The sequence below is a fragment of the Kineococcus deserti genome, from assembly GCF_050871945.1.
Taxonomy (GTDB): Bacteria; Actinomycetota; Actinomycetes; order Actinomycetales; family Kineococcaceae; genus Kineococcus.
Window position 1 is genome coordinate 20,458 of the sequence record NZ_JBJLSI010000038.1, and the last position, 24,809, is coordinate 45,266.

At 74.0% G+C, this 24,809-nt stretch carries 25 protein-coding genes and 2 pseudogenes; 14 read left to right on the plus strand and 13 right to left on the minus strand.

Features of this window, described 5'->3' with window-relative positions; all coding sequences use genetic code 11:
* Positions 1-126: 126 nt before the first annotated feature.
* Complete coding sequence (locus ACRYR2_RS21605) at positions 127-1,689, minus strand: AtzH-like domain-containing protein (RefSeq protein WP_432564955.1); 1,563 nt, start codon at positions 1,687-1,689, stop codon at positions 127-129.
* Positions 1,690-1,755: 66 nt separating this feature from the next.
* Here ACRYR2_RS21605 and ACRYR2_RS21610 point away from each other — a divergent pair, with 66 nt between their 5' ends.
* Entirely contained in the window at positions 1,756-2,676 is a 921-nt protein-coding gene (locus tag ACRYR2_RS21610; protein ID WP_432564956.1) for a threonine/serine dehydratase, read from the plus strand.
* 89 nt (positions 2,677-2,765) lie between these two features.
* Here the strand turns inward: ACRYR2_RS21610 and ACRYR2_RS21615 are convergent, their stop codons facing one another.
* From ACRYR2_RS21615 to ACRYR2_RS21625, 3 genes are all read right to left on the minus strand, one after another.
* Positions 2,766-3,158 carry a type II toxin-antitoxin system VapC family toxin gene (locus tag ACRYR2_RS21615; RefSeq protein ID WP_432564957.1) on the minus strand — a complete coding sequence of 131 codons (393 nt, stop codon included), beginning with the start codon at positions 3,156-3,158 and terminating at the stop codon, positions 2,766-2,768.
* The gene (locus tag ACRYR2_RS21620; RefSeq protein ID WP_432564958.1) at positions 3,145-3,375 is read right to left on the minus strand and encodes a FitA-like ribbon-helix-helix domain-containing protein; all 231 of its coding nucleotides are present in this window, start codon (positions 3,373-3,375) and stop codon (positions 3,145-3,147) included. Before ACRYR2_RS21620 ends, ACRYR2_RS21615 begins: the two co-directional genes overlap by 14 nt.
* Before the next feature lie 97 nt (positions 3,376-3,472).
* The gene (locus tag ACRYR2_RS21625; protein ID WP_432564959.1) at positions 3,473-4,189 is read right to left on the minus strand and encodes an SOS response-associated peptidase; all 717 of its coding nucleotides are present in this window, start codon (positions 4,187-4,189) and stop codon (positions 3,473-3,475) included.
* Positions 4,190-4,315: 126 nt separating this feature from the next.
* Here ACRYR2_RS21625 and ACRYR2_RS21630 point away from each other — a divergent pair, with 126 nt between their 5' ends.
* Positions 4,316-5,728: an MFS transporter gene (locus ACRYR2_RS21630; protein WP_432564960.1), complete on the plus strand. Its 1,413-nt coding sequence runs from the start codon at positions 4,316-4,318 to the stop codon at positions 5,726-5,728.
* Between the two features lie 9 nt (positions 5,729-5,737).
* On the plus strand, positions 5,738-6,256 hold the full coding sequence (locus ACRYR2_RS21635; protein ID WP_432564961.1) for a GNAT family N-acetyltransferase: 519 nt from the start codon (positions 5,738-5,740) through the stop codon (positions 6,254-6,256).
* A 7-nt stretch (positions 6,257-6,263) separates the two neighbouring features.
* Here ACRYR2_RS21635 and ACRYR2_RS21640 read toward each other — a convergent pair whose 3' ends face one another.
* On the minus strand, positions 6,264-6,680 hold the full coding sequence (locus ACRYR2_RS21640) for an arsenate-mycothiol transferase ArsC (protein WP_432564962.1): 417 nt from the start codon (positions 6,678-6,680) through the stop codon (positions 6,264-6,266).
* An 82-nt stretch (positions 6,681-6,762) separates the two neighbouring features.
* Positions 6,763-7,188: an ArsR/SmtB family transcription factor gene (locus ACRYR2_RS21645; RefSeq protein WP_432564963.1), complete on the minus strand. Its 426-nt coding sequence runs from the start codon at positions 7,186-7,188 to the stop codon at positions 6,763-6,765.
* A gap of 233 nt (positions 7,189-7,421) precedes the next feature.
* On the opposite strand from ACRYR2_RS21645, the pseudogene arsB reads away from it, so the two are divergent.
* Together arsB and ACRYR2_RS21655 are read left to right on the plus strand one after the other, a co-directional pair.
* Positions 7,422-8,420 (plus strand): annotated as a pseudogene (gene arsB, locus ACRYR2_RS21650) (ACR3 family arsenite efflux transporter).
* Between the two features lie 52 nt (positions 8,421-8,472).
* On the plus strand, positions 8,473-10,002 hold the full coding sequence (locus ACRYR2_RS21655) for an FAD-dependent oxidoreductase (protein ID WP_432564964.1): 1,530 nt from the start codon (positions 8,473-8,475) through the stop codon (positions 10,000-10,002).
* A 75-nt stretch (positions 10,003-10,077) separates the two neighbouring features.
* On the opposite strand, the gene ACRYR2_RS21660 is transcribed toward ACRYR2_RS21655, so the two are convergent.
* A complete protein-coding gene (locus ACRYR2_RS21660; RefSeq protein WP_432564965.1) occupies positions 10,078-11,097 on the minus strand; it encodes an excalibur calcium-binding domain-containing protein in 1,020 nt (339 codons plus the stop codon).
* 144 nt (positions 11,098-11,241) lie between these two features.
* Between ACRYR2_RS21660 and ACRYR2_RS21665 the strand changes: the two are divergent.
* A pseudogene (locus ACRYR2_RS21665) lies at positions 11,242-11,659 on the plus strand (VOC family protein).
* Positions 11,660-11,755: 96 nt separating this feature from the next.
* Here ACRYR2_RS21665 and ACRYR2_RS21670 read toward each other — a convergent pair.
* Complete coding sequence (locus ACRYR2_RS21670; RefSeq protein ID WP_432564966.1) at positions 11,756-13,042, minus strand: glycosyltransferase; 1,287 nt, start codon at positions 13,040-13,042, stop codon at positions 11,756-11,758.
* A 242-nt stretch (positions 13,043-13,284) separates the two neighbouring features.
* Positions 13,285-13,692 (minus strand): helix-turn-helix domain-containing protein, encoded by a 408-nt coding sequence (locus tag ACRYR2_RS21675; RefSeq protein WP_432564967.1) that lies wholly within the window; start codon positions 13,690-13,692, stop codon positions 13,285-13,287.
* Between the two features lie 94 nt (positions 13,693-13,786).
* On the opposite strand from ACRYR2_RS21675, the gene ACRYR2_RS21680 reads away from it, so the two are divergent.
* The 7 genes from ACRYR2_RS21680 to ACRYR2_RS21710 all read left to right on the plus strand — a co-directional run bounded on the left by ACRYR2_RS21680 (position 13,787) and on the right by ACRYR2_RS21710 (position 20,269).
* Entirely contained in the window at positions 13,787-16,603 is a 2,817-nt protein-coding gene (locus ACRYR2_RS21680) for a Na+/H+ antiporter subunit A (RefSeq protein ID WP_432564968.1), read from the plus strand.
* Complete coding sequence (locus ACRYR2_RS21685; RefSeq protein ID WP_432564969.1) at positions 16,600-17,046, plus strand: Na(+)/H(+) antiporter subunit C; 447 nt, start codon at positions 16,600-16,602, stop codon at positions 17,044-17,046. The genes ACRYR2_RS21680 and ACRYR2_RS21685 overlap by 4 nt, the downstream gene beginning before the upstream one ends.
* Entirely contained in the window at positions 17,046-18,608 is a 1,563-nt protein-coding gene (locus ACRYR2_RS21690) for a Na+/H+ antiporter subunit D (RefSeq protein WP_432564970.1), read from the plus strand. Before ACRYR2_RS21685 ends, ACRYR2_RS21690 begins: the two co-directional genes overlap by 1 nt.
* On the plus strand, positions 18,605-19,255 hold the full coding sequence (locus ACRYR2_RS21695; protein ID WP_432564971.1) for a Na+/H+ antiporter subunit E: 651 nt from the start codon (positions 18,605-18,607) through the stop codon (positions 19,253-19,255). The genes ACRYR2_RS21690 and ACRYR2_RS21695 overlap by 4 nt, the downstream gene beginning before the upstream one ends.
* Positions 19,252-19,533: a monovalent cation/H+ antiporter complex subunit F gene (locus ACRYR2_RS21700; protein WP_432564972.1), complete on the plus strand. Its 282-nt coding sequence runs from the start codon at positions 19,252-19,254 to the stop codon at positions 19,531-19,533. Before ACRYR2_RS21695 ends, ACRYR2_RS21700 begins: the two co-directional genes overlap by 4 nt.
* Positions 19,533-19,895, plus strand: coding sequence for a monovalent cation/H(+) antiporter subunit G (gene mnhG / locus ACRYR2_RS21705; RefSeq protein WP_432564973.1), 363 nt, complete (start codon positions 19,533-19,535; stop codon positions 19,893-19,895). Before ACRYR2_RS21700 ends, mnhG begins: the two co-directional genes overlap by 1 nt.
* A 131-nt stretch (positions 19,896-20,026) precedes the next feature.
* The gene (locus tag ACRYR2_RS21710) at positions 20,027-20,269 is read left to right on the plus strand and encodes a hypothetical protein (protein WP_432564974.1); all 243 of its coding nucleotides are present in this window, start codon (positions 20,027-20,029) and stop codon (positions 20,267-20,269) included.
* On the opposite strand, the gene ACRYR2_RS21715 is transcribed toward ACRYR2_RS21710, so the two are convergent.
* The 4 genes from ACRYR2_RS21715 to ACRYR2_RS21730 all read right to left on the minus strand — a co-directional run bounded on the left by ACRYR2_RS21715 (position 20,262) and on the right by ACRYR2_RS21730 (position 23,586).
* Positions 20,262-20,963: a metal-dependent hydrolase gene (locus ACRYR2_RS21715; RefSeq protein ID WP_432564975.1), complete on the minus strand. Its 702-nt coding sequence runs from the start codon at positions 20,961-20,963 to the stop codon at positions 20,262-20,264. The genes ACRYR2_RS21710 and ACRYR2_RS21715 overlap by 8 nt on opposite strands.
* Positions 20,964-21,014: 51 nt before the next feature.
* A complete protein-coding gene (locus tag ACRYR2_RS21720) occupies positions 21,015-22,133 on the minus strand; it encodes a baeRF2 domain-containing protein (RefSeq protein WP_432564976.1) in 1,119 nt (372 codons plus the stop codon).
* Between the two features lie 69 nt (positions 22,134-22,202).
* On the minus strand, positions 22,203-22,589 hold the full coding sequence (locus tag ACRYR2_RS21725) for a YchJ family protein (RefSeq protein WP_432564977.1): 387 nt from the start codon (positions 22,587-22,589) through the stop codon (positions 22,203-22,205).
* Between the two features lie 4 nt (positions 22,590-22,593).
* Complete coding sequence (locus tag ACRYR2_RS21730; protein WP_432564978.1) at positions 22,594-23,586, minus strand: LacI family DNA-binding transcriptional regulator; 993 nt, start codon at positions 23,584-23,586, stop codon at positions 22,594-22,596.
* An 83-nt stretch (positions 23,587-23,669) separates the two neighbouring features.
* On the opposite strand from ACRYR2_RS21730, the gene ACRYR2_RS21735 reads away from it, so the two are divergent.
* Positions 23,670-24,671, plus strand: coding sequence for a Gfo/Idh/MocA family protein (locus tag ACRYR2_RS21735; protein ID WP_432564979.1), 1,002 nt, complete (start codon positions 23,670-23,672; stop codon positions 24,669-24,671).
* Positions 24,672-24,809 lie beyond the last annotated feature (138 nt).

Here is a 24,809-nt window from a genome sequence, read left to right on the forward strand (position 1 = left end):
CGCGTGTTTCCTCCGTGTTTCCGGGCCGTGAAACCTCGGTTTCGCAGGGTGAGCTCGGGGTGGGGACCGTTGACGCATCGGGCCGGTAGGTTCGGCCCGATGCGTCAACGGTCCCCACCGCTCGGGTCAGCGACGGGGCGGTGCGACCTCCGCCAGCAGCGCCAGCAGCGAGCGGTCGGCCCCGCGGGGGGCGAGCAGGCACAACCCGACGGGCAGCTCGCCGACCCGGCCCCACGGCAGGCCCAGGGCCGGGACACCGGCCTGCGAGGCGAGCGTCGACAACTGCAGCGTCCTGCCGCGCGCGGCCTCGAACTCCGCGGCCGTCGCGTCGGTGCGCGGGGCAGGCGTGGCGGTGCTCGGCAGAGCGAGGAACCCCTGCCGCAGGACGGTCTGCAGCCGGCGCCGGGTGAGGTCGACGGTCTCCCGGGCCCGCGCGACCGTCCCCGGGTCGAGGTCGGCACCGGCGCGGAAGCGGGCCTCGACCGAAGGCGACAGGGCGCCGGGGTTCGCCTCGACGAACGCGCCGTCGGTGGCCCACGCCTCGGCGGCCTGCACGGTGCGGAAGGCGTCCGTCCACTCCGCCGCCTGCCCGGCGGTGAAGTCGTCCTCGAGGTCGCGCACGGGCAGGCCCGTCTGCACCGCGAGCGCCGTCAGGCCGGCCTCGACGGCGAGCCGCGTCGGCTCGTCGGCCAGGTCCAGGAGGGCCCGGCTGCGCAGCAACGCCTCCGGCCGCTGCACGAGCTCCTCGGGCAGCAGCAGCCCGGCGGCGTCGGCGAGCAGCGCGGCGTCGCGCGCGAGCAGCCCGACGGTGTCGAAGGACGGGGCCAGCGGCAGCACGCCGCTGGCGTCGACGACGCCGTGGGTGGGCCGCCAGGCGTAGAGGGCGCTGAAGGAGCCGGGCACCCGCAGCGATCCGGCGGTGTCGGTGCCCAGGCCGAGGTCGGCCAGGCCGGCGGCGACCGCGGCCGCCGAGCCGGAGGAGGAGCCGCCGGGGACCCGGCCGGGGGCGGCGGTGTTGCGCGGGGTGCCGTAGTGCTCGTTGACGCCCATCAGGGAGAACGCGAGCTCGTCGGTCTGCGCGATGCCGGCCACGACGGCGCCGGCGTCCAGCAGGGTCTGCAGGACGGGCGCGGAGGCGTTCTCGCGGGGGGCCTGTTCGAGCCAGCGGGGGACGCCCCCACCGACGGCCTGCCCGGCGACGGCGACGAGGTCCTTCACGGCGAGACGGACCCCGGCCAGCGGGCCCGTCCCGGCGCCCGTCAGCAGGGGCTCGGGGCCGCCGCCGGCACGCCAGACGGCGGCGTCGTCGACCTGCGCGAGCGGCGGGGTCAGCGGGGCACCGGAGACGTGCGCGGCGACGACCCGCCAGCCGTCGTCGCCGCGGCGCCACAGCTGGGTCTGCAGTCCGCGGCCGCGGTCGAGGCGTTCGGTCTCGGAGACGGTGAGCGCGTCCGTCGGTGAGGCCCAGCGCACGTGCACGCGGCGCAGCCACCGGGTGGGGGCGCCGCCGCGGCGGGCGCGGAACCGCGAGATCTCGTCGTGGCCGACGACGGCCACGCCTCCCTCGGCGCGCAGGGTGCGCGCGCCGGGCGCGAACAGCAGGTCCAGCGCGGCGAGGTCGTCGTCGCGCAGCGCCTTCTCGTAGGCCGCCGCCGCCGCGATCAGCCCCGCCTCGTCGAACTCGCTCACGTCGTCCCCTCCCGCCCCGCCACCCTGCGCGAACTCTTCCACCGCGGGCCGGGGCAGGATCGCGGGATGGACACCATCACCGCCGCCGACGTCACCGCCGCTGCCGACCGGATCGCCGGCCGGGTGCGCCGGACCCCTGTCCTGCAGGTCGCGCCCGGTCGGTGGCTGAAGCTGGAGGTGCTGCAGCACACCGGGACCTTCAAGGCGCGGGGCGCGTTCAACCGGCAGTTGCGGGCGCGCGAGCTCGGTCAGCTCGACCCTGCCCGCGGCGTCGTGGCGGCGTCGGGGGGCAACGCCGGTCTGGCGCACGCCCACGCCGCGGCCGAGCTGGGCGTGCCGGCGACGGTCTTCGTCCCGACGACCGCTCCGCTGGTGAAGGTCTCCAGGCTGCGCTCGCTGGGGGCGGACGTGCGGCTGGTCGGCGAGCAGTACGCGCAGGCCTACGAGGCCGCCGTGGAGTTCGCCGCCGAGCGGGGTGCGGTGTTCTGCCACGCCTACGACCAGCCGGAGATCGCCGCGGGTGCCGGCACCCTGGCGCTGGAACTGCTCGAGGACGTGCCCGAGGTGGACACCGTCGTGGTCGCGGTCGGCGGCGGCGGGTTGTTCGCCGGGGTCGCCGCCGCGCTCGAGGGCCGGGCGCGGGTCGTGGCCGTCGAACCCTTCGGCGCGCCGACGCTGCACCGCGCGCTGGCCGCCGGGGAACCCGCCGACGTCGAGGTGGGTGGCGTGGCCGCCGACTCCCTCGGCGCCCGCCGGATCGGGTCGATCGCCTGGGACCTGGCGCAGCGGACGTCGCCGGTGAGCCTGCTGGTGGACGACGACGCGATCACCGCCGCGCGTCAGCAGTTGTGGGCGAGGTTCCGGGTGGTCGCCGAGCACGGGGCCGCGGCGGCGTGGGCGGGGCTGGCCGCGTACTCCCCCGCCGAGGGCGAGCGGGTCGCGGTGGTGGTGTGCGGGGCGAACACGGATCCGGCCGACCTGGGGTGAAGGTCCGGGGCTCACCGGTCGGAGGGCGGCACCTGCGTGGCGTGTGAACGCCGGCGGTGGCTGACGCCTGTGGCGGTGGGTGCGGACGTTCAGCGCACCACGTCCACCTCGCACGTGATGCCGGGCGCGCGGGACAGTCGGGCATCGGCGGTGACCAGTGTGGTGTCGAGAGCCTCGGCCAACGCGATGTAAGCGGCGTCGTAGCTGGTGACGGTGTGCCGCAGCTCCCAGCAACGACGCAGCAGGAAGCGGTGGCCGGCACGGCGCAGGGGCAAGTCGACGAGATCGTGCAGCGCCAGGTCGGCGCGGCGGTCCGGGAGCCGACCGCCGGCGGCAGCACGGCGCAGGACGGAGGTCACCTCCAGGTCGATCACCTCAGGGGCGGTGAGGGCCTCCCCGCGCAGGCGTTCGCGGGCACGGTCCCCGTCGGGGCCGTCGTCGGCCAGAGCGGGAGCCAGGACGCTGGCGTCAACGACGATCACGGTCGTCGTGCACCGCCTTCACGGCGTCGCGGAAGGACAGGCTGCCTCCGGCCCGGCCGCCGGCCCGGTCGAGCACTTCGTCCAGGGAGGGGGTGCTGGCCTCCTCGATGAGCTTGGCCAGGAGGTACTCCTGCAGGGACTGGTGGGCCAGGGCGGCGCGTCGGCGAAGGACGGCGTGCGTCTCGTCGGGGACGTCCTTGATCTGAACGCTCGGCACGGCGCCATCCTGGCGCCGTGAACGCCGGTGTGCAACCACTCGCGGATCGGCGAGACCGTGACGCCGGTCCAGAGGGGTGGCCCGGGTCGTGCGGTGCTCAGCCGACGGGAGTCAGCAGCTCCGGGGTGTCGTTGCGGGGCGAGTTGACCGCGGTCGAGACCTCGTGGGTCTCCAGCCGGGGCTCGGGGAGGGCGTCGAGGACCTGGCGCACCAGGTCCAGGTCGGTGAGGGTGGGATCGAGCCAGTCGTCGCGCACGTCCGGGGGGACGATGACGGGAGTGCGGTCGTGGATGTGCCCGAGGGCGTCGCTGGCCTGGGTGGTGAGGATGGTGAACGTCCACAGCCAGCGGTCCGGGTCGTCCTCGTCCTTGGCCGGGTCCGGCCACAGCTCGTACAGGCCCGCGAAGGACAGCACGTCATCGTCGGTGGCGTGCAGGAAGTGGGGGACCTTGGTGCGGCCCTCGCGCTTCTCCCACTCGTAGTACCCGTCGGCGGGCACCAGCAGGCGGCGCTTGGACGCGGCTCGTTTGAACGCCGGCTTCTCGGTCACCGTCTCCACGCGGGCGTTGGCCATCCGGTTGCCGATCTTGACGTCCTTGGCCCAGACGGGCACCAGTCCCCAGCGCAGGGTGCGCAACTGGCGGGTGGCCGGTGCGTCGGGGTCCTCGCGGGGTGCGCGTTCCAGGACGACGCGGGCGTCCTGGGTGGGGGCGATGTTGTAGGAGGGCGGGAGCGGGTCGCCGACGATCTCGCCGACGTCAAAGAGGTCGACGAGGTCGCCGTCGGACCGGGAGCGCGCGTAGCGGCCACACATGCGCCGCAGTGTGCTCCGGCCCGCCGGTTCCCGCACGGGCGACGCCCGGCCGGAAACCCGATGACTTCCGCTCCGAGCCGGGGTCACGATGAGCGGCACCCCACGACCCGACGACAGGAGCCTGCTGTGTCCGCACCCGAGGTCCCCTCCCCTCGTCTGGACCTGCGCTCCGGTCCGCAGCGGGTGTTCGCGCACCTGCTCGTGAGCAACGCCGTCGTCAGCGTCGTCAACTACACCGTCTGGTTCGCGGTGACGTTCTGGGTGTTCCTGGAGACCCGGTCGGTGTTCGCGACCGGCATGATCGCCGGCATCTTCGTGGTGGCGACCGCGGCGACGGGCATCTGGTTCGGCAGCCTCGTCGACAACCACCACAAGCACTCGGTGATGCAGGCCTCGGCGCTGGTGTCGGTGGCCGTCTACGGCGTCTGCCTCGCGGTGTACCTGCTGACGCCCGACGAGGTGTTCTCCGACGTGGCGTCGTGGCAGTTGTGGGTCTTCGTCGTGCTCTGCATGGCCGGCGTGGTGGCGGGCAACCCGCGCAGCATCGCCCTGCCCACCCTGGTGACGCTGCTGGTCCCCGCGGACGTGCGCGACCGCGCCAACGGCCTGGTCGGGACGGTGGTCGGCTCGTCGATGCTCGTCACGTCCGTCATCAGCGGGGTCCTGGTCGCCTCCGGCGGCATGCTGCACGTCCTGCTGCTCGCGGTCGTCGTGCTGGTGGCCTCGGTGCTGCACCTGGCGCGCGTGCGGGTGCCGGAGACCCGCGTCGTCAGCACGTCGGTGGACTCCCCCGGACCGGGCGGCGTCGACCTGCGCGGCACCTGGCGCCTGGTGCGGGGGGTTCCGGGCCTCGTCCCGCTCATCGCCTTCACCTGCTTCAACAACCTCATCGGCGGCGGGTTCATGGCGCTCATGGACGCCTACGGACTGTCGCTGGTGTCGGTGCAGGTGTGGGGCCTGCTGTGGGGCGGGCTGAGCGCGTTGATGATCGTCGGTGGGCTCCTCGTCGCCCGCCTCGGGCTCGGCAGCAGGCCGGTGCGGCTCCTGCTGCTGGTCAACCTCGTGGCGTGGGCCGCGACGATGCTGTTCCCGCTGGCGCACTCGATCGTGACGCTCACCGTCGCCATGGCGGTGTTCATGGTGCTCATGCCGTTCGCCGAGGCCGCCGAGCAGACCGTGCTGCAACGGGTGGTGCCCTACGAACGGCAGGGTCGCGTGTTCGGGTTCGCGCAGAGCGTCGAGCAGTCCGCCGCCCCCGTCACCGCGTTCCTCGTCGGCCCGATCACGCAGTTCCTCGTCGTCCCGTTCATGACCGACGGGGCGGGGGCGGCGGCGATCGGGAGCTGGTTCGGAACGGGGCAGACCCGCGCCATCGCGCTGGTGTTCGTCGTCACGGGGTTGGTGGGGCTCCTCGCGACGCTGCTGGCGCTGGCCAGTCCGCAGTACCGGGCGCTGGCCGCCTCGTACGCACGGAGCGCGCAGAGTGCGGAGAGTGCGGAACCGGTCCCGGCTGACGAGGCGAGTTCGCGGCCCTCGTAGTGTCGCCGGGTGCCTGAGCTGACGACGGAGCGGTTGCTGCTGCGCGAGTTCACGACCGACGACTTCGAGGCGGTGCACGCCTACGCCGCTGATCCCGAGGTGTGCCGCCACGTCTCCTGGGGACCCAACACCGTGGAGCAGACCCGGGAGTTCCTCGAGGAGATGGTGGCGGCGAGCAGCCGCGACGCGCGGGACTCCTGGACCTGGGCCGTCACGGACGCCGGCGCGGTCCTGGGCGCGTGCTCGGTGACGGTGACCAGTCGCGAGCACCGGCGGGGCGAGATGGGGTACGTGCTGGCACGGTCCGCGTGGGGGCGGGGGTACGCCACCGAGGCGGCGGCAGCCGTGCTGGCGTTCGCGTGGACGGCGCTGGGGCTGGAGCGGGTGGAGGCGACCTGCCGGCCGGGCAACACGGCGTCGGCGGCCGTGCTGCGCAGGGTCGGCATGCAGCAGGAGGGACTGCTGCGCTCGCACCTGGTGATCCGGGGACGGCGCGAGGACAGCCTGCTGTTCGCGGCGGTTCGCTGACCGGTGCTCACCGGCTGAGGCGCTGGTGCAGCTCCTGGACGCGGGCGGCGATGTCGTCGCGGACCAGCCGCATCCGGTCGGCGCCCTCGATGCCGCGCCGCGAGGGCTCGTCGGTCTCCCACACCTCCACCGGGGTTCCCCCGACGGACTCGACCCGGGCCTCGGAGCCGAGGACGACGACGAGGTCGGCGTCGCGGACCATCTGCTCGGTCAGCTGGCGGGGGACCTGGTCGGAGATGTCGACGCCGAGCTCGCGCAGGCTCTCGACCGACTGCGCGTTCAGGGTCGTCCCGGCCTTCGTGCCGGCCGAGTCGACCGTGGTGCCGGTGCCGGCGTCGCGCACGACCTGGCGCATCAGTCCCGCCGCCATCTGCGACTTGCCGCCGTTCTTGACGCAGACGAACAGCACGTGGGGGGCGGTCATGACGTCGGAACTCCTCGGGGAGAGCGGGTGGGGCGGGTGGGGGCGCAGTCACCGGGGGTGTCCGCCGGCGCTGTGGTCCACCTCAGCCCGCCGGGCCGGCCGGCCCGGCGGTGGGGGCGGCCAGGACGGCCGACAAGGCGTTCATCGCCGCGGGGACCAGCGTGTAGTAGGCCCACACGCCCCGCTTCTCGCGGGTCAGCAATCCGGCGTCGACCAGCACCTTCAGGTGGTGGGAGACGGTGGGCTGGCTCAGCCCGAGCGGCTCGACGAGGTCGCACACGCACGCCTCGCCGCCTTCGTGGGCGGCCACCAGCGACAGCAGTCGCAGCCGGGCCGGGTCGGCGACCGCCTTCAAGGTGCGGGCGAGCACGACGGCGTCCTCGGCGCTCAACGGCATCCGGGTCAACGGCGCGCAGCAGGCGGTCGCGGCCGCAGGATCCCGCGCCGGGACCGCGTGGGTGCTCGTGACGGGGATCGTCGCAGTGCTCGGCAGCGCGGGAGTGGCCACCACTCGAGGATGCCCGACGGATCGACCGTTGTCGATATTGACGGACGTCGATTCCTCTGTCATCGTCTGGCATCGACGCCCATCGATACGAAGGATCCGCCCTGATGAGCGACCTCCACACCGAGGACACCGCCGAGAACCCCCGCCCAGCCGGATCCCGGGACACCGAGACCCCGGTGCTGGCCCGCCTGTCGGTGCTGGACCGCTTCCTGCCGGCCTGGATCATCGCCGCGATGGCCCTGGGCCTGCTGCTGGGGCGACTGGTGCCCGGCCTGGACGAGGCCCTGGGCGCGGTCGAGGTCAGCTCGGTCAGCCTCCCGATCGCCGTCGGCCTGCTGCTGATGATGTACCCGGTGCTGGCCAAGGTCCGGTACTCCGAGACCGGGCGCATCGCCGCCGACCGCAGGCTGATGGTCTCCTCGCTGGCCCTGAACTGGCTGGTCGGCCCGGCGTTGATGTTCGCCCTGGCCTGGGTCCTGCTGCCCGACCAGCCCGAGCACCGCACGGGGCTGGTCATCGTCGGCCTGGCCCGCTGCATCGCCATGGTGCTGATCTGGAACGACCTGTCCTGCGGGGACCGCGAAGCCGCCGCCGTGCTGGTGGCCGTCAACTCGGTCTTCCAGGTCCTGGCCTTCGCCGCGCTGGGCTGGTTCTACCTGCAGGTGCTGCCCGGCTGGCTGGGCCTGCCGACCACCAGTGCGCAGTTCTCGGTCGGCGCCATCGTCGTCTCGGTGCTGGTGTTCCTGGGCGTCCCGCTGGTGGCGGGTTTCCTCACCCGCACGCTGGGCGAGCGGGCCCGGGGCCGGGACTGGTACGAGGGGCGTTTCCTGCCGAGGGTCGGCCCGGTCGCGCTGTAAGGGCTGCTGTTCACCGTCGTCGTGCTCTTCGCCCTGCAGGGTGACGCGATCACCTCCCAGCCCGGCGACGTGGCCCGCATCGCGCTGCCGTTGCTGGCCTACTTCGTGATCATGTTCGCCGGTTCGTTCGTCCTCGGCCGCGCGATCGGCCTGAGCTACGCCAAGACCTCCACGCTGTCCTTCACCGCCACGGGCAACAACTTCGAACTGGCCATCGCGGTGGCCATCGGCACCTTCGGCGTCACCTCCGGGCAGGCCCTGGCCGGGGTGGTCGGCCCGCTGATCGAGGTGCCCGTCCTCGTCGCACTGGTCCACGTGGCGCTGTGGGCCGGGCGCCGGTTCTTCCCCGGTGACGTCACCGTCCCCACGCGCTGACTCGATCCGCTGTCTCCACCCGCTGACTCCACCCGCTGAGGAGGCACCTGCCGTGAGCACTTCCACCGGAACCACCACCCGGGCCACCAGCCAGGCCGTCACCGGATCGCCCGTCGTCGTGATCGGCGCCGGCCCGGTGGGCCTGGCCGCCGCGGCGCACCTGCTCGAGCGCGGCCTGGAACCAGTGGTGCTCGAGGCCGGCGACCGGGTCGGGGCCGCGGTGCGCGCCTGGGGCCACGTCCGGTTGTTCTCCCCGTGGCGCTACGACCTCGACGCCGCCGCGGTGCGCCTGCTGGAACCGACCGGCTGGGCCGCCCCGGAACCCACGGGGCTGCCCACCGGTGCCGAACTGGTCGAGGACTACCTGGCGCCGCTGGCCGCCACCGAGGCCCTCGCCGGCCGCATCCGCACCGGCGCCCGCGTCACCGCGGTCACCCGGGTGGGGATGGACAAGACCCACGCGCGCGGCCGGGAACTACGACCCTTCCTGGTGCGGGTCGAGCAGACCGACGGAACCGTGGTCGACCACCACGCCCGCGCGGTCCTGGACACCTCCGGTACGTGGGGGCAGCCCAACCCCCTCGGCTCCTCCGGGCTGCCGGCCCGGGGTGAGGCGCAGGCCGCGCCGTTCCTGGCCGGACCGCTGCCCGACGTGCTCGGCGCGGACCGGGCCCGGTTCGCGGGCCGCCGGGTGCTGGTCGTCGGGGCCGGGCACTCCGCGGCCAACACCCTGCTGAACCTGGTGACCTTGGCCGAGCAGGACCCCACGAGCGACGACGCGGACGGGCCGGCCACCCGGATCGTGTGGGCGGTGCGTGGGGCGTCGGTGGCCCGCGCCTACGGCGGTGGGGACCACGACGGGCTGCCCGCCCGTGGGGCGCTGGGGGCACGGCTGCGCGAGGCCGTGCGGACGGGACGCATCGAGCTGGTCACCGAGGTCACCATCGCCGCCCTGCGTCCCGACGCCGAACGGGGCGAGGTGACCGTGGTGGCCGAGACCCCGTGCGGGCAGCGGGAACTGACCGTGGACGTCATCGCCCCGGCAACCGGGTTCCGGCCCGACCTGGGGGTGCTGCGTGAACTGCGCCTGGACCTGGACCCCGGGGTGGAGGCTTCCGCGCGGCTGGCACCGCTGATCGACCCCGAGTTCCACTCCTGCGGCACCGTGCCCCCGCACGGCGCCGCCGTGCTGGCCCACCCCGAGACCGGGTTCTTCATCGCCGGGACCAAGAGCTACGGGCGGGCCCCGACGTTCCTGCTGGCCACCGGCTACGAGCAGGTCCGTTCCATCGCCGCCCACCTGGCCGGTGACGAGCAGGCCGCCGCGAACGTGGAGCTGGACCTGCCCGAGACCGGTGTCTGCTCCTCGGCGCCGTCCACCACCGCCGCCGACGGCACCCCGCAGATCGACGAGTCGGCGGGTGGTTCCTGCTGCGGAACCGGCAGCAGCGCTGAGGCCCGGCGCCTGACGCCGAGCGCTGCGCCGGACCTGGGTTTCGCCACCGGCTCGGCCCACGGACGATCCGGGGAAGCCGCCCGCGCCGCGACCGGAACGATCAGCGCGAGCGGCTGCTGCGGATGAGCGCCACCTCGACCTCCGCGGGAACGGCCGTGGGTGCGGGGTGGAGAGGGTGATCACGACGTCCGGGCCGCATCCTCAGCTCTCGCAGGCGATCCCGTCGCCGTCGCGGTCGAGCGCTGCGCGGTAGCCCGGCTCTCCGCGGTGGACCGGAGCGGCGCCGGCGGCGCGGGCCGCGTCGCAGTTCGCGTAGTGGACACCCGGAGCAGGGGTGGTGGGGACAGCGGCGATCGAGCCGTTCACCCGCGCTCCCGTCCCCGCCGACCACTCGACGAACCCGCGCTGGAAGTCCACCCGCCGCCCACCGGCGATCGCGTGCTCCTCGCTGGTCGGGTACCCCAGCGAGCCGCCCTCCCACCCCGTCGTCCCGTACGCGTCGAGGATCGGCCCGTTGCACAGCGCGTGCGCTCCGGTGGCGGGCGACCAGTACGCCACCCCGCCCTGGAACCTCTGGTACACCCCTCCCCCGGCGCTCGGCAGTTCCTGCGTCGCGGGGAACCCGAGGCAGCCGTCCTCGAAACCGAGGCGGCCGTACAACTCCAGGAACGAACCCGACACCGTGTGCGCGCCGGTCGACGGGGACCAGTAGGCGACCCCGCCCTGGAACCGCTGGTACATCCCACCGCGGGCGGGGTTCTCCTGGGTCAGCGGGTAGCCGAGGAAACCGTTCTCGTAGCCGGTCGAGGCGTACAACTGCAGGAACGCGCCCGAGACGGAGTGCGCGCCGCTGGACGGCGACCAGTACAGCGTTCCGCCCTGGTAGTTCTGGTGGACCCCGCCGGCCGCGATCGGGTTCTCCCCCGACGTCGGGTAGCGCAGGAAGCCGTTCTCCCAGCCGGTGGAGGCCCACAGGTCGCGGAAGGAACCGGACACGTCCCACGCACCCGAGGCGGGGCTCCAGTACACGGCGCCGTGCTCGAAGGTCGTGAACCTGCCGGAACTCGTCGGCAGTTCGCAGGACGTCGGTGCGCCGAGCTTGCCGCCGGCCCCGCCGAGCTGCGCGTAGCGGCCGGCGATGGCACCCTTCACGCAGTCGTCGGCCGCTGCGGTCCCGGCGGTCGCGACGGACGACCCTCCGCCCAGCACCAGCAAGCTCACCACTGCACCGACCGCGCGACGTCGCACGTAGCTCCACTCCCTCTCACCTGACGCTGTGCCGATCCACAGCTACGGTGCGGAGCCTAGAGGCACCCCGGAGCTCGTGAACGCCTTTTTCGAAACCCGGTTCCCCAGGAGGAGCACGTGCCCCGACTCGACGGTTCCCGCATCGACCACCTCAACCTGCCCGTCGCCGACCTCGCCGCCTCGGTCGCGTTCTACGAACCCGTCCTGGCCACGCTGGGCATCACGACCCTCGTCGCGGTGCCCGCGAGCCCGGGCCAGAAGGCCATGCACGCCTTCGGCATCCACCCCAAGCCCTTCTTCTGGCTCGTCGCGAGCGGCACCGACGGTCCGCGCTAGGACGCGGACACCCACGTCGCGTTCACGGCCGACGACCGCGCGACGGTCGACGCGTTCCACGCCGAAGCGGTCGCCCGGGGGGGCACGCAGCCTGCGGGGCCCCGGCGTCTGGGCCGAGTACCACCCGGACTACTACGGCGCCTTCGTCGAGGACCTCGACGGCGTGAACGTCGAGGCCGTCTGCCACGCACCGGCCTGAGCGGGCACGGATCCGGTGGACGCGGCCACGTCCATCGTTCCGCACCCCCGACGGTGACGAACACGTCGGCGGACAGGACCGCCGGCAGCACGGGGGTCAGGCCGAGCGGACCAGCGCGTCGGCGGCGTCCAGCGCGCTCTGCCCGGCGACCTGCTCACGCAGGCGGCGGGCGGCGGCGCGGTACCGGGGTTCGAACAGGACCCGGCCCACGGCGCGGTCGAGCCGGTCGGCGGACGGGGTGTCGGTGCGCAGGTCGATGCCGGCGCCGGACCACGCGACGCGTGCGCCGACCTCGGCCTTGTCCTCGCTGCGCCCGGCCACGACGAGCGGGACGCCGTGCGCGAGCGCCTGGGTCACGGTGCCGAACCCGCCGTTGGTCACCAGGGCGTCGACCTTCGGCAGCAGCCGGGTGTAGTCGAGGAAGCGGGCGGTCCGGACGTTGGGCGGAACCCGGCCCAGCGCGCCGACGACCGCCTCGCGCAGCGCCTCCTCGGAGCGTCCGCCGGCGGTGAGGACGACGAGGACGGGCCGCTCGGCGAGCGCCGCCACCGCCGGGACGATCAGCTTGCCGACGTCGCGGTTGGCGACGGTGCCCTGGGTGACGTGGACGACGGGCAGCTCCCCGTCGAGGTCGGCGGCCCACGGCGGGTCCGGCAGGCCGCGGACCGGCGTGGGCAGCGGGCCCACGAACCGCACGCTCACCGGCAGTCCCGGGCGCGGGTACTCCAGTCCCGGCGGGGACAGTTGCAGGACGACGTCGGTGCGCAGCGGCAGGTCGAACACCGAGCCGGCGGAGGGCACCCCGGTCAGCCGCTCGAACTCGGCGGCCAGGTAGGCCTCGGCGTCGGCGAACACGAAGCGGCTGGTGAGCGCGCGCAGCACGCGGTTGCGCAGCGGGCGCAGCCCGCCGTCGGGTCGCAGGCCCATCCCGTACGGCCCGGTGCCGCCACCGGCGACGGGCAGCGGGGTGATCCCGAGCAGCACGACGAGCGGACGGTCGGCGCGGGGCCGGGCCGTCAGCGGGTAGGCGCCCATGTACAGCATCTCGGTGATCAGCACCGAGGCCGGTTCGGCCGCCAGCGCCGCCTGGAGCGCCGCGTACTGCCCGGCCATGGGCCGCAGGAACATGTGCTCGACGTCGTAGCCGATGCCGCGCACGCCGACGGGCCGGCCGGCGGGCGAGCGGTCCTCGGCGTCGAGGTCCACGACGGCCTCGGACGGCAGGGCGAGGAACTCGGCGCCGGAGGACTCCACCTGCGTCGCGTACGTCGAGCCGGTCAGGACACGCACCCGGTGACCGCGGCGGACCAGGTCGGCGGCGACGGCGCACACGGGGCCGACGTGCCCGGCGGAGGGGCAACTCGCCATGAGGACGGAGGCCACGACCTCCAGCGTCGTGAGGTCGCGGCGGCAGCGTCAAGGTTGCGCGCCTGCCGACCTCGGAGGGGCTCCCGGGGGTCGGACCGTTGGCGGCGGGGGGCGGGGGGGGCGGGGCGCGGGGTGCACACGGCCCCCCCCCCGCCCCCCCCCCCCCCCCCCCCCCCCCCCCCCCCCCCCCCCCCCCCCCCCCCCCCCCCCCCCCCCCCCCCCCCCCCCCCCCCCCCCCCCCCCCCCGACGCCGGCCCTCACCCGTGGCGCGGTGCGGGAGTTCTCGTGCGGTGCTGCTCGGCGTAGTCGAGGACGTCCTCGAGCCGCACCCGGCGGTGCGTCCCGGGTTTCGTGAACGGCAGCGCCCCGGACTCCAGCAGCCGCACGAGGGTCGGCCGGCTGACCCCGAGCACGTCGGCGGCCTCCTGCGTCGTCAGCAGCGCCTCGTGCGGGGTGAGGGTCACGGCCTCACCGTGGGCGAGGGCCAGGACGGTCTCCCGCAGGGCGCGCGCGAGCTCGGGCGGAACCTCCGCGCTGCGGCGGCCGACCTTCACCGTCAGCGCAGCTCCTGGCTGCGCCGCAAGGAGTTCGGCGAGGAGTTCGAGACCTGCGAGGCCGGGTCGCACGGTGACTTCGGCACCGTGGCAGGCAACCGTCGATGACACCGGACCACGGTAACAGTCAGATCTCGAATCGAACAGAACGAAAGTTCGGGTTACCCTGTGCAGACCGACCCGCCCCCGGAAGTGAGGACTGGCCGTGCTGGCACTGCTGATCGTCCACGCTGTCGCCGCCGTCCTCGCCGTGCCCCTGGTCCGCCTGCTGGACCGTCGCGCGTTCGCCGTCCTGGCCCTGGCGCCCACGGCGACGACGGTGTGGGCCGCGTTCCACGGACCCGCCGTCCTGCGGGGTGAGGCCCCGGAGGTCGTCGTCCCGTGGGTTCCCTCCCTCGGCGCCGAACTCGCGTTCCGTCTCGATCCTCTCTCGTGGGTGCTGACCCTGCTCGTCGGTGGTGTCGGCGCGCTGGTGCTCCTCTACTGCGGCAGCTACTTCCACCGCCACGACCCGGGTTCGGCCCGGTTCGCCGCCGTCCTGGTGGCCTTCACCGGCGCCATGACCGGGCTGGTGCTGGCCGACGACCTCGTGCAGCTCTACGTGTTCTGGGAGCTCACGACGGTGTTCTCGTACCTGCTCATCGGGTACGACTCCGCCCGGCGCACCGCGCGGCGCGCGGCCCTGCAGGCCCTGGTCGTCACGACGTTCGGCGGGCTGGCGATGCTGGTGGGGCTGATCGTCCTGGGGCAGAGCGCCGGGACGTACCGGATGTCCGAACTCCTCGAGGAGTTCCCCACCGGCACCGGCGCGACCGTGGCCGTCGTCCTGATCCTGCTCGGCGCGGTCTCGAAGTCGGCCCTGGTGCCGTTCCACTTCTGGCTGCCGGCCGCGATGGCCGCCCCCACCCCGGTCAGCGCGTACCTGCACGCCGCGGCCATGGTCAAGGCCGGGATCTACCTGGTGGCGCGGTTCGCCCCTGCGGCCGCCGAACTGCCGGCCTGGCAGATCACGGTCGTCGGGCTGGGCCTGGCCACCATGGTCGTCGGCGGGTACCGCTCGCTGCGCCAGCACGACGTCAAACTGCTGCTGGCCTTCGGCACCGTCAGCCAGCTCGGGTTCCTCACGGTCCTGGTCGGGGCGGGCACGCCGGGCGCGATGACGGCCGGCATCGCGCTGCTCGTCGCGCACGCCACGTTCAAGGCCTCGTTGTTCCTCGTCGTCGGCGTCGTCGACCACCAGACCGGCACCCGCGACCTGCGCGAACTGTCCGGCCTGGGCCGGCGGATGCCGCTGCTGGCCGTCGTCGGCACGGTGTCGGCGGCCTCGATGGCCGGCGTGCCGGTCGCCATGGGTTTCGTGGCCAAGGAGGCCGCGTACTACGCGTTCCTCGACCGGCCCGTGGTGCTGGCCGTGCTGGTCCTGGGGTCGGTGCTCACCGCGGCCTACTCGGCCCGCTTCGTGTGGGGCACGTTCTGCCGCAAACCGGGGGTGCCGGACTCCACCGCTCCGTTGCCCCCGGCCGGCCTGGTCGCCCCGCCGCTGGTGCTGGCCGTGGTCACCCTGGTCACCGGGCCGCTGGCCCCGCTCGTCGACGTGCCGGCCGCGCTCGTCGCGGACGACCTGCCGGGCGGGGAGGCCGAGCACCTCGCGCTGTGGCACGGGTTCGGCAGCCCCGCGCTGTGGCTCACGCTGCTGACGTTCGCGCTGGCGGCCGTGCTGTTCGTGGCCCGCGACGCGGTCGAACGGGCCCAGGCGAAGGTCAAGGGGGTCCCGGCCGCCGACCGCGGGTACCGGCAGACCGTCCGCGCCGTCGACCGCGTCGCCGTCGAGGTCACCGGCGCCACCCAGCGTGGTTCGCTGCCGGTCTACCTGGCCTCGATCCTGCTGGTCGTCGTCCTCGTGCCCGGTGGTGCGCTGCTGTGGAACCGGCCCTGGCCCAGCGACGTCGTGCTCGCCGACAACTGGGGTCAGGTCGTCGTCGGCCTCGTCGTGGTCGTCGCGGCGGTCCTCACCGTCCGGGCCCGGCGCCGGCTGCGGGCCGTCGTGCTCGCCGGCGTCACCGGGTACGGCGTGACGCTGCTGTTCGTCCTGCACGCCGGCCCCGACCTGGCGCTGACGCAGGCGCTGGCCGAGACGATCACCCTCGTCGTGTTCGTCCTGGCGCTGCGCCGGCTGCCCCCGTTCTTCTCCTCCCGCCCCCTGGTGGGGACGCGGTGGCTGCGGATCGCGATCGGCGTGGCCGTCGGGACCACCACGTCGCTGTTCGCCCTGGTCGCCTCCGGCGCGCGGGTCGGGACGCCGGTCTCGATCGACCTGCCGTACTGGTCGTACGAGTACGGCGGCGGCAAGAACGTCGTGAACGTCACGCTCGTCGACGCCCGCGCCTGGGACACGATGGGTGAGATCTCCGTCCTGCTGGTCGCCGCGACCGGCGTCGCCAGCCTGGTCTTCCGCCGGCGGATGGGCTCGATCGACCGCGCCCTGGCCGCCCACCTCGAACCCGAGGAGGAGGCGCCGCGGCGGTCGGCGGTGACGAACTGGCTGCCCGCCGGCAGCACCGTCTCCCCCGAACGGCGCTCGGTCGTCTTCGAGGTCGTGACCCGGCTGACCTTCCACGCGATCGTCGTCCTGTCGCTGTACCTGGTCTTCTCCGGCCACAACGCCCCCGGCGGGGGTTTCGCCGGCGGCCTGGTCGCCGGGCTCGCGCTCGTCGTGCGGTACCTGGCGGGTGGGCGGTACGAGTTCAACACCGCGGTCCCGATCAACGCCGGCTGGCTGCTGGGCATGGGGTTGTTCCTGTCGGCCGGCACCGGCCTGGTCGGCATCCTGCTGGGCGGCAACGTCCTGCAGACCGCGATCATCGAGTTCGACGTGTTCGCCCTGGGCCACGTGAAGCTCGTGACGTCGCTGTTCTTCGACGTCGGTGTCTACCTGCTCGTCATCGGCCTCGTCGTCGACGTCATCCGCAGCCTGGGCGCCGAGATCGACCGCCAGATCGAGGAAGAGGTGACCGGCTCGTGAGCCCCAACCTGACGCTCGTCGTGATCTCCGGCGTGCTCGTCGCCTGCGGGGTCACGCTCCTGCTGGAACGCACGCTGACCCGCGTCCTGGTCGGGGTCGTCCTGCTCGGCAACGGGGTCAACGTCCTGTTCCTGATCGCCAGCGGCCGGCCGGGGGTGGCGCCGATCGTCGGCAGCGGCACCGCCGAGGAGATGAGCGACCCGTTGCCGCAGGCCATGGTCCTGACGGCCATCGTCATCACCCTGGGGATGGTGGCGTTCATCCTCGCCCTGGCCTACCGCAGCTGGCAGATCGACGGTCACGACGAGGTCCAGGACGACGTCGAGGACCGCCGCATCGTGCGCCGCGCCGAACTCGACGAGACCTCGGCCAGCTACGACGACGACACGCGCGAGACCAGCGAGGACGAGGGCCAGCAGCACGCGGAGGTGGCGTCCCGGTGATGGACTGGCCCCGCGTCCTGCTGCCCCTGCCCGTCGTCCTGCCGCTGTTCGCGGCGGGTCTGACCCTGGCCCTGGCCCGTCGGCCGCGCGCGCAGCGCACCATCAGCGTCACCGCGCTGAGCATCGTCGTGGCCGCGGCCGTCGCGATGCTCGTCCTGACCGACCGGGGTGAGGGCACCTACGTCGTCACCGTCGGCGGGTGGCCGGCCCAGCTGGGCATCCCGCTGGTCGCCGACCGGCTCTCGACGCTCATGCTCGTCGTCAGTTCCGTCGTGACCCTCGCCGTCCTGGTGTACTCCCTGGCCCAGGGCGTCGCCGACGGCGAGGAGGGAACTCCCGTCTCGATCTACCACCCGACGTACCTGGTGCTCTCGGCCGGCGTCTCCAACGCGTTCCTGTCCGGGGACCTGTTCAACCTGTACGTGGGGTTCGAGATCCTGCTGGCGGCCAGCTACATCCTGCTGACCCTGGGCGGGACGAAGGCGCGGGTGCGGGCCGGCACGACGTACGTCGTGGTCAGCCTGCTGTCCTCGATGGTGTTCCTCACCGCGATCGCGCTGATCTACATGGCGACCGGCACGGTGAACATGGCCGAGCTGTCGGTGCGCCTGCCCGAGGTCGACCCGGACGTCCAGCTCGTCCTGCACCTGCTGCTGCTGGTCGGTTTCGGCATCAAGGCCGCGGTGTTCCCGCTGTCGGCGTGGCTGCCGGACTCCTACCCGACGGCGCCGGCACCGGTGACCGCGGTGTTCGCCGGGCTGCTGACCAAGGTCGGCGTCTACGCGATCATCCGCACCGAGACGCTGCTGTTCCCCGGTGACGAGGCGTACGACCTGCTGCTGTGGGTCGCGCTGGCCACGATGCTCGTCGGGATCCTCGGTGCCGTGGCGCAGAGCGACGTGAAACGTCTGCTGTCCTTCACCCTGGTCAGCCACATCGGGTACATGGTCTTCGGCATCGCGCTCGGCACGGCCGGCGGGCTGTCCGGGGCGGTGTTCTACGTCGCCCACCACATCACCGTGCAGACGACGTTGTTCCTCGTGACGGGGCTGGTGGAACGGCACTCCGGCAGCACCTCGCTGGACGCGCTCGGCTCGCTGGCCAAGAAGGCGCCGCTGCTGGCGGTCCTGTTCTTCGTCCCGGCGATGAACCTCGCCGGCATCCCGCCGTTCTCGGGGTTCCTGGGCAAGCTGGGGCTGCTGCAGGCCGGGATCGACCAGGGGTCCTGGCTGGCGCACGTGCTGGTCGCCGGAGGCGTCGTGACGAGCCTGCTCACGCTGTACGCCGTCGCCAAGGTGTGGAACCGGGCGTTCTGGCAGGAACCGCAGGAACACACCGACCGCGACCGCGTCGCCGGGCTGGTCACCGCGACCCGCGTGGGTGAGCGGACCCCGCTGGGCCTGGTGCTGCCGACGGCCGCACTCGTCGCGGTCGGTGTCGGGATCACCTTCATCGCCGGCCCGTTGTTCGGCATCAGCGACCGCGCCGCGCAGGACCTGCTGGAACGCACGCCGTACACCTCGACCGTCCTGCACGACCGGGTTCCGGAGGTGGGTTCGTGAGCGACGAGCGGCGCGACGCCGCGACGGAGCGAGCAGGGGGTCTCGTGAACGCCAAGGTGCTCTCGCTGCGCGAACGCGTCAGCGTGCCGATGCTGGCGTGGCTCGCCGTCCTGTGGCTGCTGCTGTGGGGCGACGTGTCGTGGGCGAACGTGCTCTCGGGCCTCGCGCTCGGGCTGCTCGTGACGCTGGTCCTGCCGCTGCCCATGGTCTCCTTCGGGATCCGGATCCGGCCGTTGCGCATCCTGGCGCTGTTCGCCCGGTTCATCGCCGACCTGTTCGCGGCCAGCGCGCAGGTGGCCTGGCTCGCGGTCCGTCCCGGTCAGCAGCCGCGGAACTCGGTGATCGGTGTTCCGCTGCACAGCGGCTCGGACCTGTTCGTCTCGATGACCGCCGAGATGGTCTCGCTGGTGCCGGGGTCGGTCGTCGTCGAACTCGGCGCCCCCTCGGCGCGCGGCGGGCAGGGCTTCATCTTCATCCACGCGCTGGGGGTGCACACCCCCCAGGACCGCGAGGCCAGCCGCCGCAAGGTGCTGCTGATCGAGCGCCGCATCATGCGGACGTTCGCCACCCCCGACGCCTACGCCGAGTACCTCGACCGGTGCCGCTCCGACGGCTCGGACACCCTCTGCGAGAGGAGCCCGCGGTGAACCCCGTGGTCGTCGCCCTGTGCGTGGGCATGCTGACCGTCGCCGCGCTGTGCGCGCTGCTGCGCGTCGCCAAGGGCCCCACGATGCTCGACCGGGTCGTCGCGCTCGACGTCGTCGTCGCGACGGTCGTCATCGGCCTGTGCGTCGAGGCCGCCGCGAACCGGCACGCGACCACGTTGCCCGTCATCGTCGTCCTGGCCCTGGTCGGGTTCGTGGGAGCGGTCAGCGTGGCGCGGTACGCGTCGAAGGAGTCGGACGAGGAGAGGGGACGGCGCTGATGGGCTGGTCCACGATCGCCGAGGTGGCGGCCTCGGTCGCCCTGCTGCTGGGCTGCCTGCTGACGCTCCTCGCAGCGATCGGCCTGCTGCGGCTGTCCGACGTGCTGGCCCGCATGCACACGACCGCCAAACCGCAGGTCCTGGGCGTGATCCTCTCCCTCGTGGCGGTCGGGCTGGAGCTGCAGCGGGGCACCGACGTCGCCATGCTCGTCGCGATCGGCGCCTTCCAGCTGCTGACGGTCCCGGTGGCCGCGCACATGGTGGGACGGGCCGCCTACCGGACCGGCCAGGTGGACACCTCGCTGCTGGACCACGACGACCTCGCCGACGAGCTCGCCGAGGAGGAGCGCAGCGCCGGTTGAGGGGCACCGTCCACCGGTGGACCGGTACTGGCGCCCAGGATCACATCGACGTACCGTGATCGACGATCAGCAACCGTCGAACTGCGTCACGCACGGTCGAAGCCAGGCCGTCGAACGACAGGAAGTGATCCTTGACCGACGAGCGCGTGCCCACCCTGTCCGCGGTCGAACGCCGGCTGCTCGAACTCGTCGAGGCGGGGCGCTCCCTGACGACGGCCGGGGCCGAGGTGGCGCTGGACACCGACGCCGTCACCCGCGTCGTCAGGTCCCTGCGCGAGCGGTTCGAGGTCCGCAGCACGGCGGCCGTCGTGGTCGCGGCGCGCGAGGCCGGGCTCCTGACGCCCCGCGCCGCCCACGACCAGCGCGTCAGGTGAAGGGCAGCCGGTCCACCGCCAGGTGCTGCCAGAGCCCGTAGGCCGTCAGCGCCGGGAAGACGCCGTACTGCAGCGCGGGCTCGAGCCCCTTGCCGGCGTCGAACAGCCGCAGCCCCACCGTCAGCGGCCGCCGCCGGAACCACGTCGTCAGCGGCACCGGGACACCGTCGGTGGTCAGCGCGTCACCGGCGATGTGCACCACCACCGCCCCGGCGACCGCCACGGGCAGCCAGGGCAGCCGGACCCCGGCGTCGGTGAGCAGCCACGCGCCGGCGAAGGACAGGACGAGGTTGCCCAGGGCCGTCTTCTCGGCGTCGCCGGGGATGAGCTGGGCCACCGCGTGCAGGGCCAGGCCGATGGCCAGAGCCAGCACGACCAGCGCCGTCCACCGGTTCAGGGTGGCGGCAGCGGCCAGCGCCCCGAACGCCAGCGGCGCGACGAGCACGTCGTGCGTCCCGCCGCGGTGCCGGCGCGCGAGCACGCCGATGACGCCGGCCAGCCAGCGCGTCGGCGGGCCCCACGCCGAGCCGGCCGTGGACCGCTTCTGGTCCAGGTCGGGCAGGTAGGCGAAGCCGCCCCACGCGAGCACCCAGGCGAGTTGCTCGAGCGGGGCGTCCACGCCCAGGCGTGCGGCGACGCCGAGGGTCAGGGCCCCCGCCGCCAAGCCGCTGGCGGCGTGCGCCGGGCCCATCATGCTGCGTTCCTCCGGTTGCTCGAACGACCTTCGAACACCGGAGGCTACCGGTCAGGGGGTGGCGGGGTCGGCGTACCTCAGCACCGCGCCGATGCCGTCCTGCAGGTCCAGCCCGTCCTGCACGAGCTGGATCTCGGCGTCGGAGGCCGCCAGCGCCCGGACGATGGCCGCGTCGGCCCGCACCTGCACCGGGTCCTCCACGCCCAGCGTGCGCAGCTCCTCGACCGAGGTGCCGATCTCCAGCGCGTTCGGCCCGGTGAACAGCGTGTTCGTCGAGCTGGGGTCGTCCTTGAGCAGCAGCGTGCGCACCTGCCCGCGGCGCAGGGCCGCCACGACGTCGCGCAGCCCCTCGGCGGCGGCCCCGCCCCGGCCCCGTTCCTGGACGAACGCGTCGACGACGGCCTGCCGCCGGGCGGCGCGCACGGTGTCGAGGGCCTCGGTGACGGCGGCCGCGAACGCCTCTTCGTTCGTGCCGGCGGCGCGGTGCCCGCCGGCGACCTCGACGAGCAGGTCCAGCACGACCGGCGCGGCCTTGGACCTGAACGCGGCCGCGGCCTTGGTGTCCCCCGTCAGCAGGACGACCTCGGGACGCTCCCGGCGCACGATGTCGGCGAGCTCGTTCGCCACGGCCGCCGCGTTGTGGTCCCAGGAGTCCTGCACGGCGTGCTGGTAGCGCAGCGCGGCCCAGCCGCCGCCGGGGATCTTGTGCAGCAGGTCGTGCCCGCCCTCGACGGAGAGCTTCTTCTTCGTCTCCACCGCGTCGGAGCGGGCCACGGTGATGTCGGCGCCGGCGCGGTCGAGCTCGACCAGGACGTACCGGACGTCGTCGGCCAGTGAACGGACCAGCGGCATGAGGTGGGGGACCGGTCCGCTCTCGGCCTCCTCGCGCAGCGGCGGGCCGGGCAGCAGCAGGTGCAGTTCGAGGCCCCCGGCCGAGGCGACCATTGCCCGCCCGACCGGGCCGCCCACCCCGGTCGGATCGGTGGCCACGTCGTCCAGGGCCACGAGCGCCGGTTCCGGAGCGCCCCGGCCGGCCAGCGCCGTCCGGGCGTCCTGCCAGCGCAGTTCCATGTCGTGCGCCCCGGTCTCCCGGTTCCGCGTCGCGTCGACGTAGACGGACACGTGGGGCCCGGGGTCCAGTGCCACGTCCTTGAGCCAGTCCAGTTTCACGAAGCCTCCTTCGTCACGGCCTTGCACTCAGGTCCATACCCGTGACCCACAGTGTCAACCGGACCGAGATCACGCGACCTGGTTGTCCACGGGCCCTTCGTACACCCACCGGCCCCCGACGCGCCCGAACAGCGAGTCCTCGCGCTGGACGCCCCGCCGGCCGTCCTGACGGTAGTGGGCCTCGAACTCGACGGTGCCGGTGTCGTCGAACGGGCTGCCGGCGGTGCTGCCCAGGACGACGAGCCGGCGCCACTGCACGCCGGGGTCCAGGTCGAGGTCGGCGGGCCGGGTGCGCGGGTGCCAGCTGCGCAGCAGGTGCCCGGCGTCGCCGAGGGCGAACGCCGTGTAGCGCGAGCGCATGAGCGCCTCGGCGGTGGGTGCCGGCTCCCCGGCCAGGTACCGGCCGCAGCACCGTTCGAGGGGTTCTCCCCAGCCGCAGGGGCACGTGGTGGTCACCCGCTCATCCTCGCGGGGGCGGCGCCGTGGTGCCGCGCACGACGAGTCGCGGCGCCACCAGCTGCAGGTCCGCGGGGGCCGCCGGGTCCTCCAGCCGGGCCAGCAGCCGCACGCCCGCCAGCCGGCCGACCTCGTGGGCGGCGTTGTCGACGCTGGTCAGCGCGACGGCCCGCAGCGCGGCGATGGAGGTGTCGTCGTAGCCGACGACGGACAGCCGGGCCGGGACGTCGACGCCGAGGTCGGCCGCGGCGGCCAGCAGGCCCACGGCGGCGGCGTCGTTGCTGGCCAGCACGGCCGTGGGCGGTTCGGGGCGGGTCAGCAGGGCGCGGCCGGCGCGGTGGCCGGTGTCCTCGGTCATGGGCCCGACCTCGACCAGCGCGGTGGCGCCGCCGGCGCGCACGGCCCGCTCGAACGCCTCCCGCCGCAGCCGCCCGACCGGGCCGGTGCCGGCCACGTGCGCGAGGCGCCGGTGCCCCAGGGCCAGCAGGTGCTCCACGGCCAGCCCCACGCCACGCGCGTCGTCGCCGGCGACCACGTCGACGTCGAGCGCGTCGTCGGGACCCAGCCGGGTGCCGGCCAGCACCGTCGGGACGCTCCGGGCGACGTCGGCCACCACCGACAGGTCCGGCAGCGTGCCGATGACGACGAGGCCGTCGACGCGCAGGTCGGCGAAGGTGCGCGGCGCCTCGGGTTCGCTGCGGGACTCGGCCAGCACCGGCCGCAGCCCGGCCTCGTGCAGGACCGGGCGCAGTCCTTCGAGCACGTCGACGAACCAGGGGTTGCGCAGGTCGTCCAGGACCAGGCCGACGGCGCGGGTGCGGCCCTGGGCCAGGCTGCGGGCCGTGGGGTCGGGCCGGTAGCCGAGCTCGTCCATCGCGGCCAGGACGGCGGCCCGGCGCTCGGGGGAGACCTTGGGCGAGTCCTGCAGGACGAGGGAGACCAGCGACTTGGACACCCCGGCCCGCGCGGCGACGCTGCGGATGGTCGGTCGGGTCACCGCGCCTCCTTGACATCTCGGGTCCGGCATCTGATCGTAGTCGCCGTTGGACCGGTCCAAACACGTCTCGAGGAGCCTTCCGCATGTCCGACCTCCACCTCGGCCTCGCCGGCGTCGGCCGCATCGGCGTCATGCACGCCCGCACCATCGTCGCCACTCCCGGCATCGGGCGGCTGAGCATCGCCGACGTCGACGCCGCCCGCGCCGAGGCGGTCGCCGGCGACCTCGGCGCCGACCCCGTGGCCGACGTCGAGGCCCTGCTCGCCGCCGGCATCGACGGCCTCGTCGTGGCGACCGGCACCGCCCAGCACCCCGAGCTCATCCGCGCGGGCGTGCAGGCGGGCATCCCCGTCTTCTCCGAGAAGCCCGTCGCCCCCGACGTCGCGTTGTCGCTGCCCGTCCTGGACTTCATCGCCCGGCACGACGGCGTCGTGCGCATCGGTCACCAGCGCCGCTACGACGCCGGCTACCTGGAGGCCAAGCGCGCCCACTCCGCCGGCGAGCTCGGCTGGCTGCACGCCATCCGCGCGGTGACCTGCGACATGACCCCGCCCCCGGTCGCGTTCATCGCCACCTCCGGCGGCCTGTTCCGCGACTGCAGCGTGCACGACTTCGACGTCATCCGGTGGATCACCGGCCGCGAGATCGTCGAGGTGTACGCCCGCGGCAGCAACAACGGCGACCCCGAGATCGGGAAGGTCGGCGACGTCGACTCCGCGCTGGCCGTGTGCACCCTCGACGACGGGACGCTGGCCGTCGTGACGGCCTCGCGCTACAACGGCGCCGGCCACGACGTCCGCCTGGAGCTGCAGGGCTCCAAGGGTTCGCTCGAGGTCGGTCTGGACGCCCGGACGGCGCTGCGCTCGGCCGAACCCGGTGTGAGCTTCCCCGACGGCCCGCCGCACACCACGTTCGCCGAGCGGTTCGCCGACGCCTACCGCGCCGAGATCGCGGCCTTCGCCGACCTCGTGCGCGGGATCGACGGCGAGCTGTGCCGGCCCGAGGACGCCGTGGCCGCCTCACGGGTCGCCGACGCGGCCCAGGAGTCGCTGCTCACGGGAGCCCCGGTGCGGGTGGTGGGCTGACCTCGAGGCGCGTCGGGGGTGGGGGGGGGGGGGGGGGGGGGGGGGGGGGGGGGGGGGGGGGGGGGGGGGGGGGGCGGGGGGGCGGGGGGGGGCGTGGGGGGGGTGGTTGGTGTGCGGGGGGGGGGGGGGGCGCCGAGG

Coding starts and splice junctions, on each gene's coding strand:
- ACRYR2_RS21640 (WP_432564962.1), bottom strand. CDS start 6,680: ATGACCGCCCCCCACGTGCTGTTCGTCTGCGTCAAGAACGGCGGCAAG.
- ACRYR2_RS21610 (WP_432564956.1), top strand. CDS start 1,756: ATGGACACCATCACCGCCGCCGACGTCACCGCCGCTGCCGACCGGATC.
- ACRYR2_RS21625 (WP_432564959.1), bottom strand. CDS start 4,189: ATGTGTGGCCGCTACGCGCGCTCCCGGTCCGACGGCGACCTCGTCGAC.
- mnhG (WP_432564973.1), top strand. CDS start 19,533: ATGGGCTGGTCCACGATCGCCGAGGTGGCGGCCTCGGTCGCCCTGCTG.
- ACRYR2_RS21715 (WP_432564975.1), bottom strand. CDS start 20,963: ATGATGGGCCCGGCGCACGCCGCCAGCGGCTTGGCGGCGGGGGCCCTG.
- ACRYR2_RS21735 (WP_432564979.1), top strand. CDS start 23,670: ATGTCCGACCTCCACCTCGGCCTCGCCGGCGTCGGCCGCATCGGCGTC.
- ACRYR2_RS21690 (WP_432564970.1), top strand. CDS start 17,046: ATGGACTGGCCCCGCGTCCTGCTGCCCCTGCCCGTCGTCCTGCCGCTG.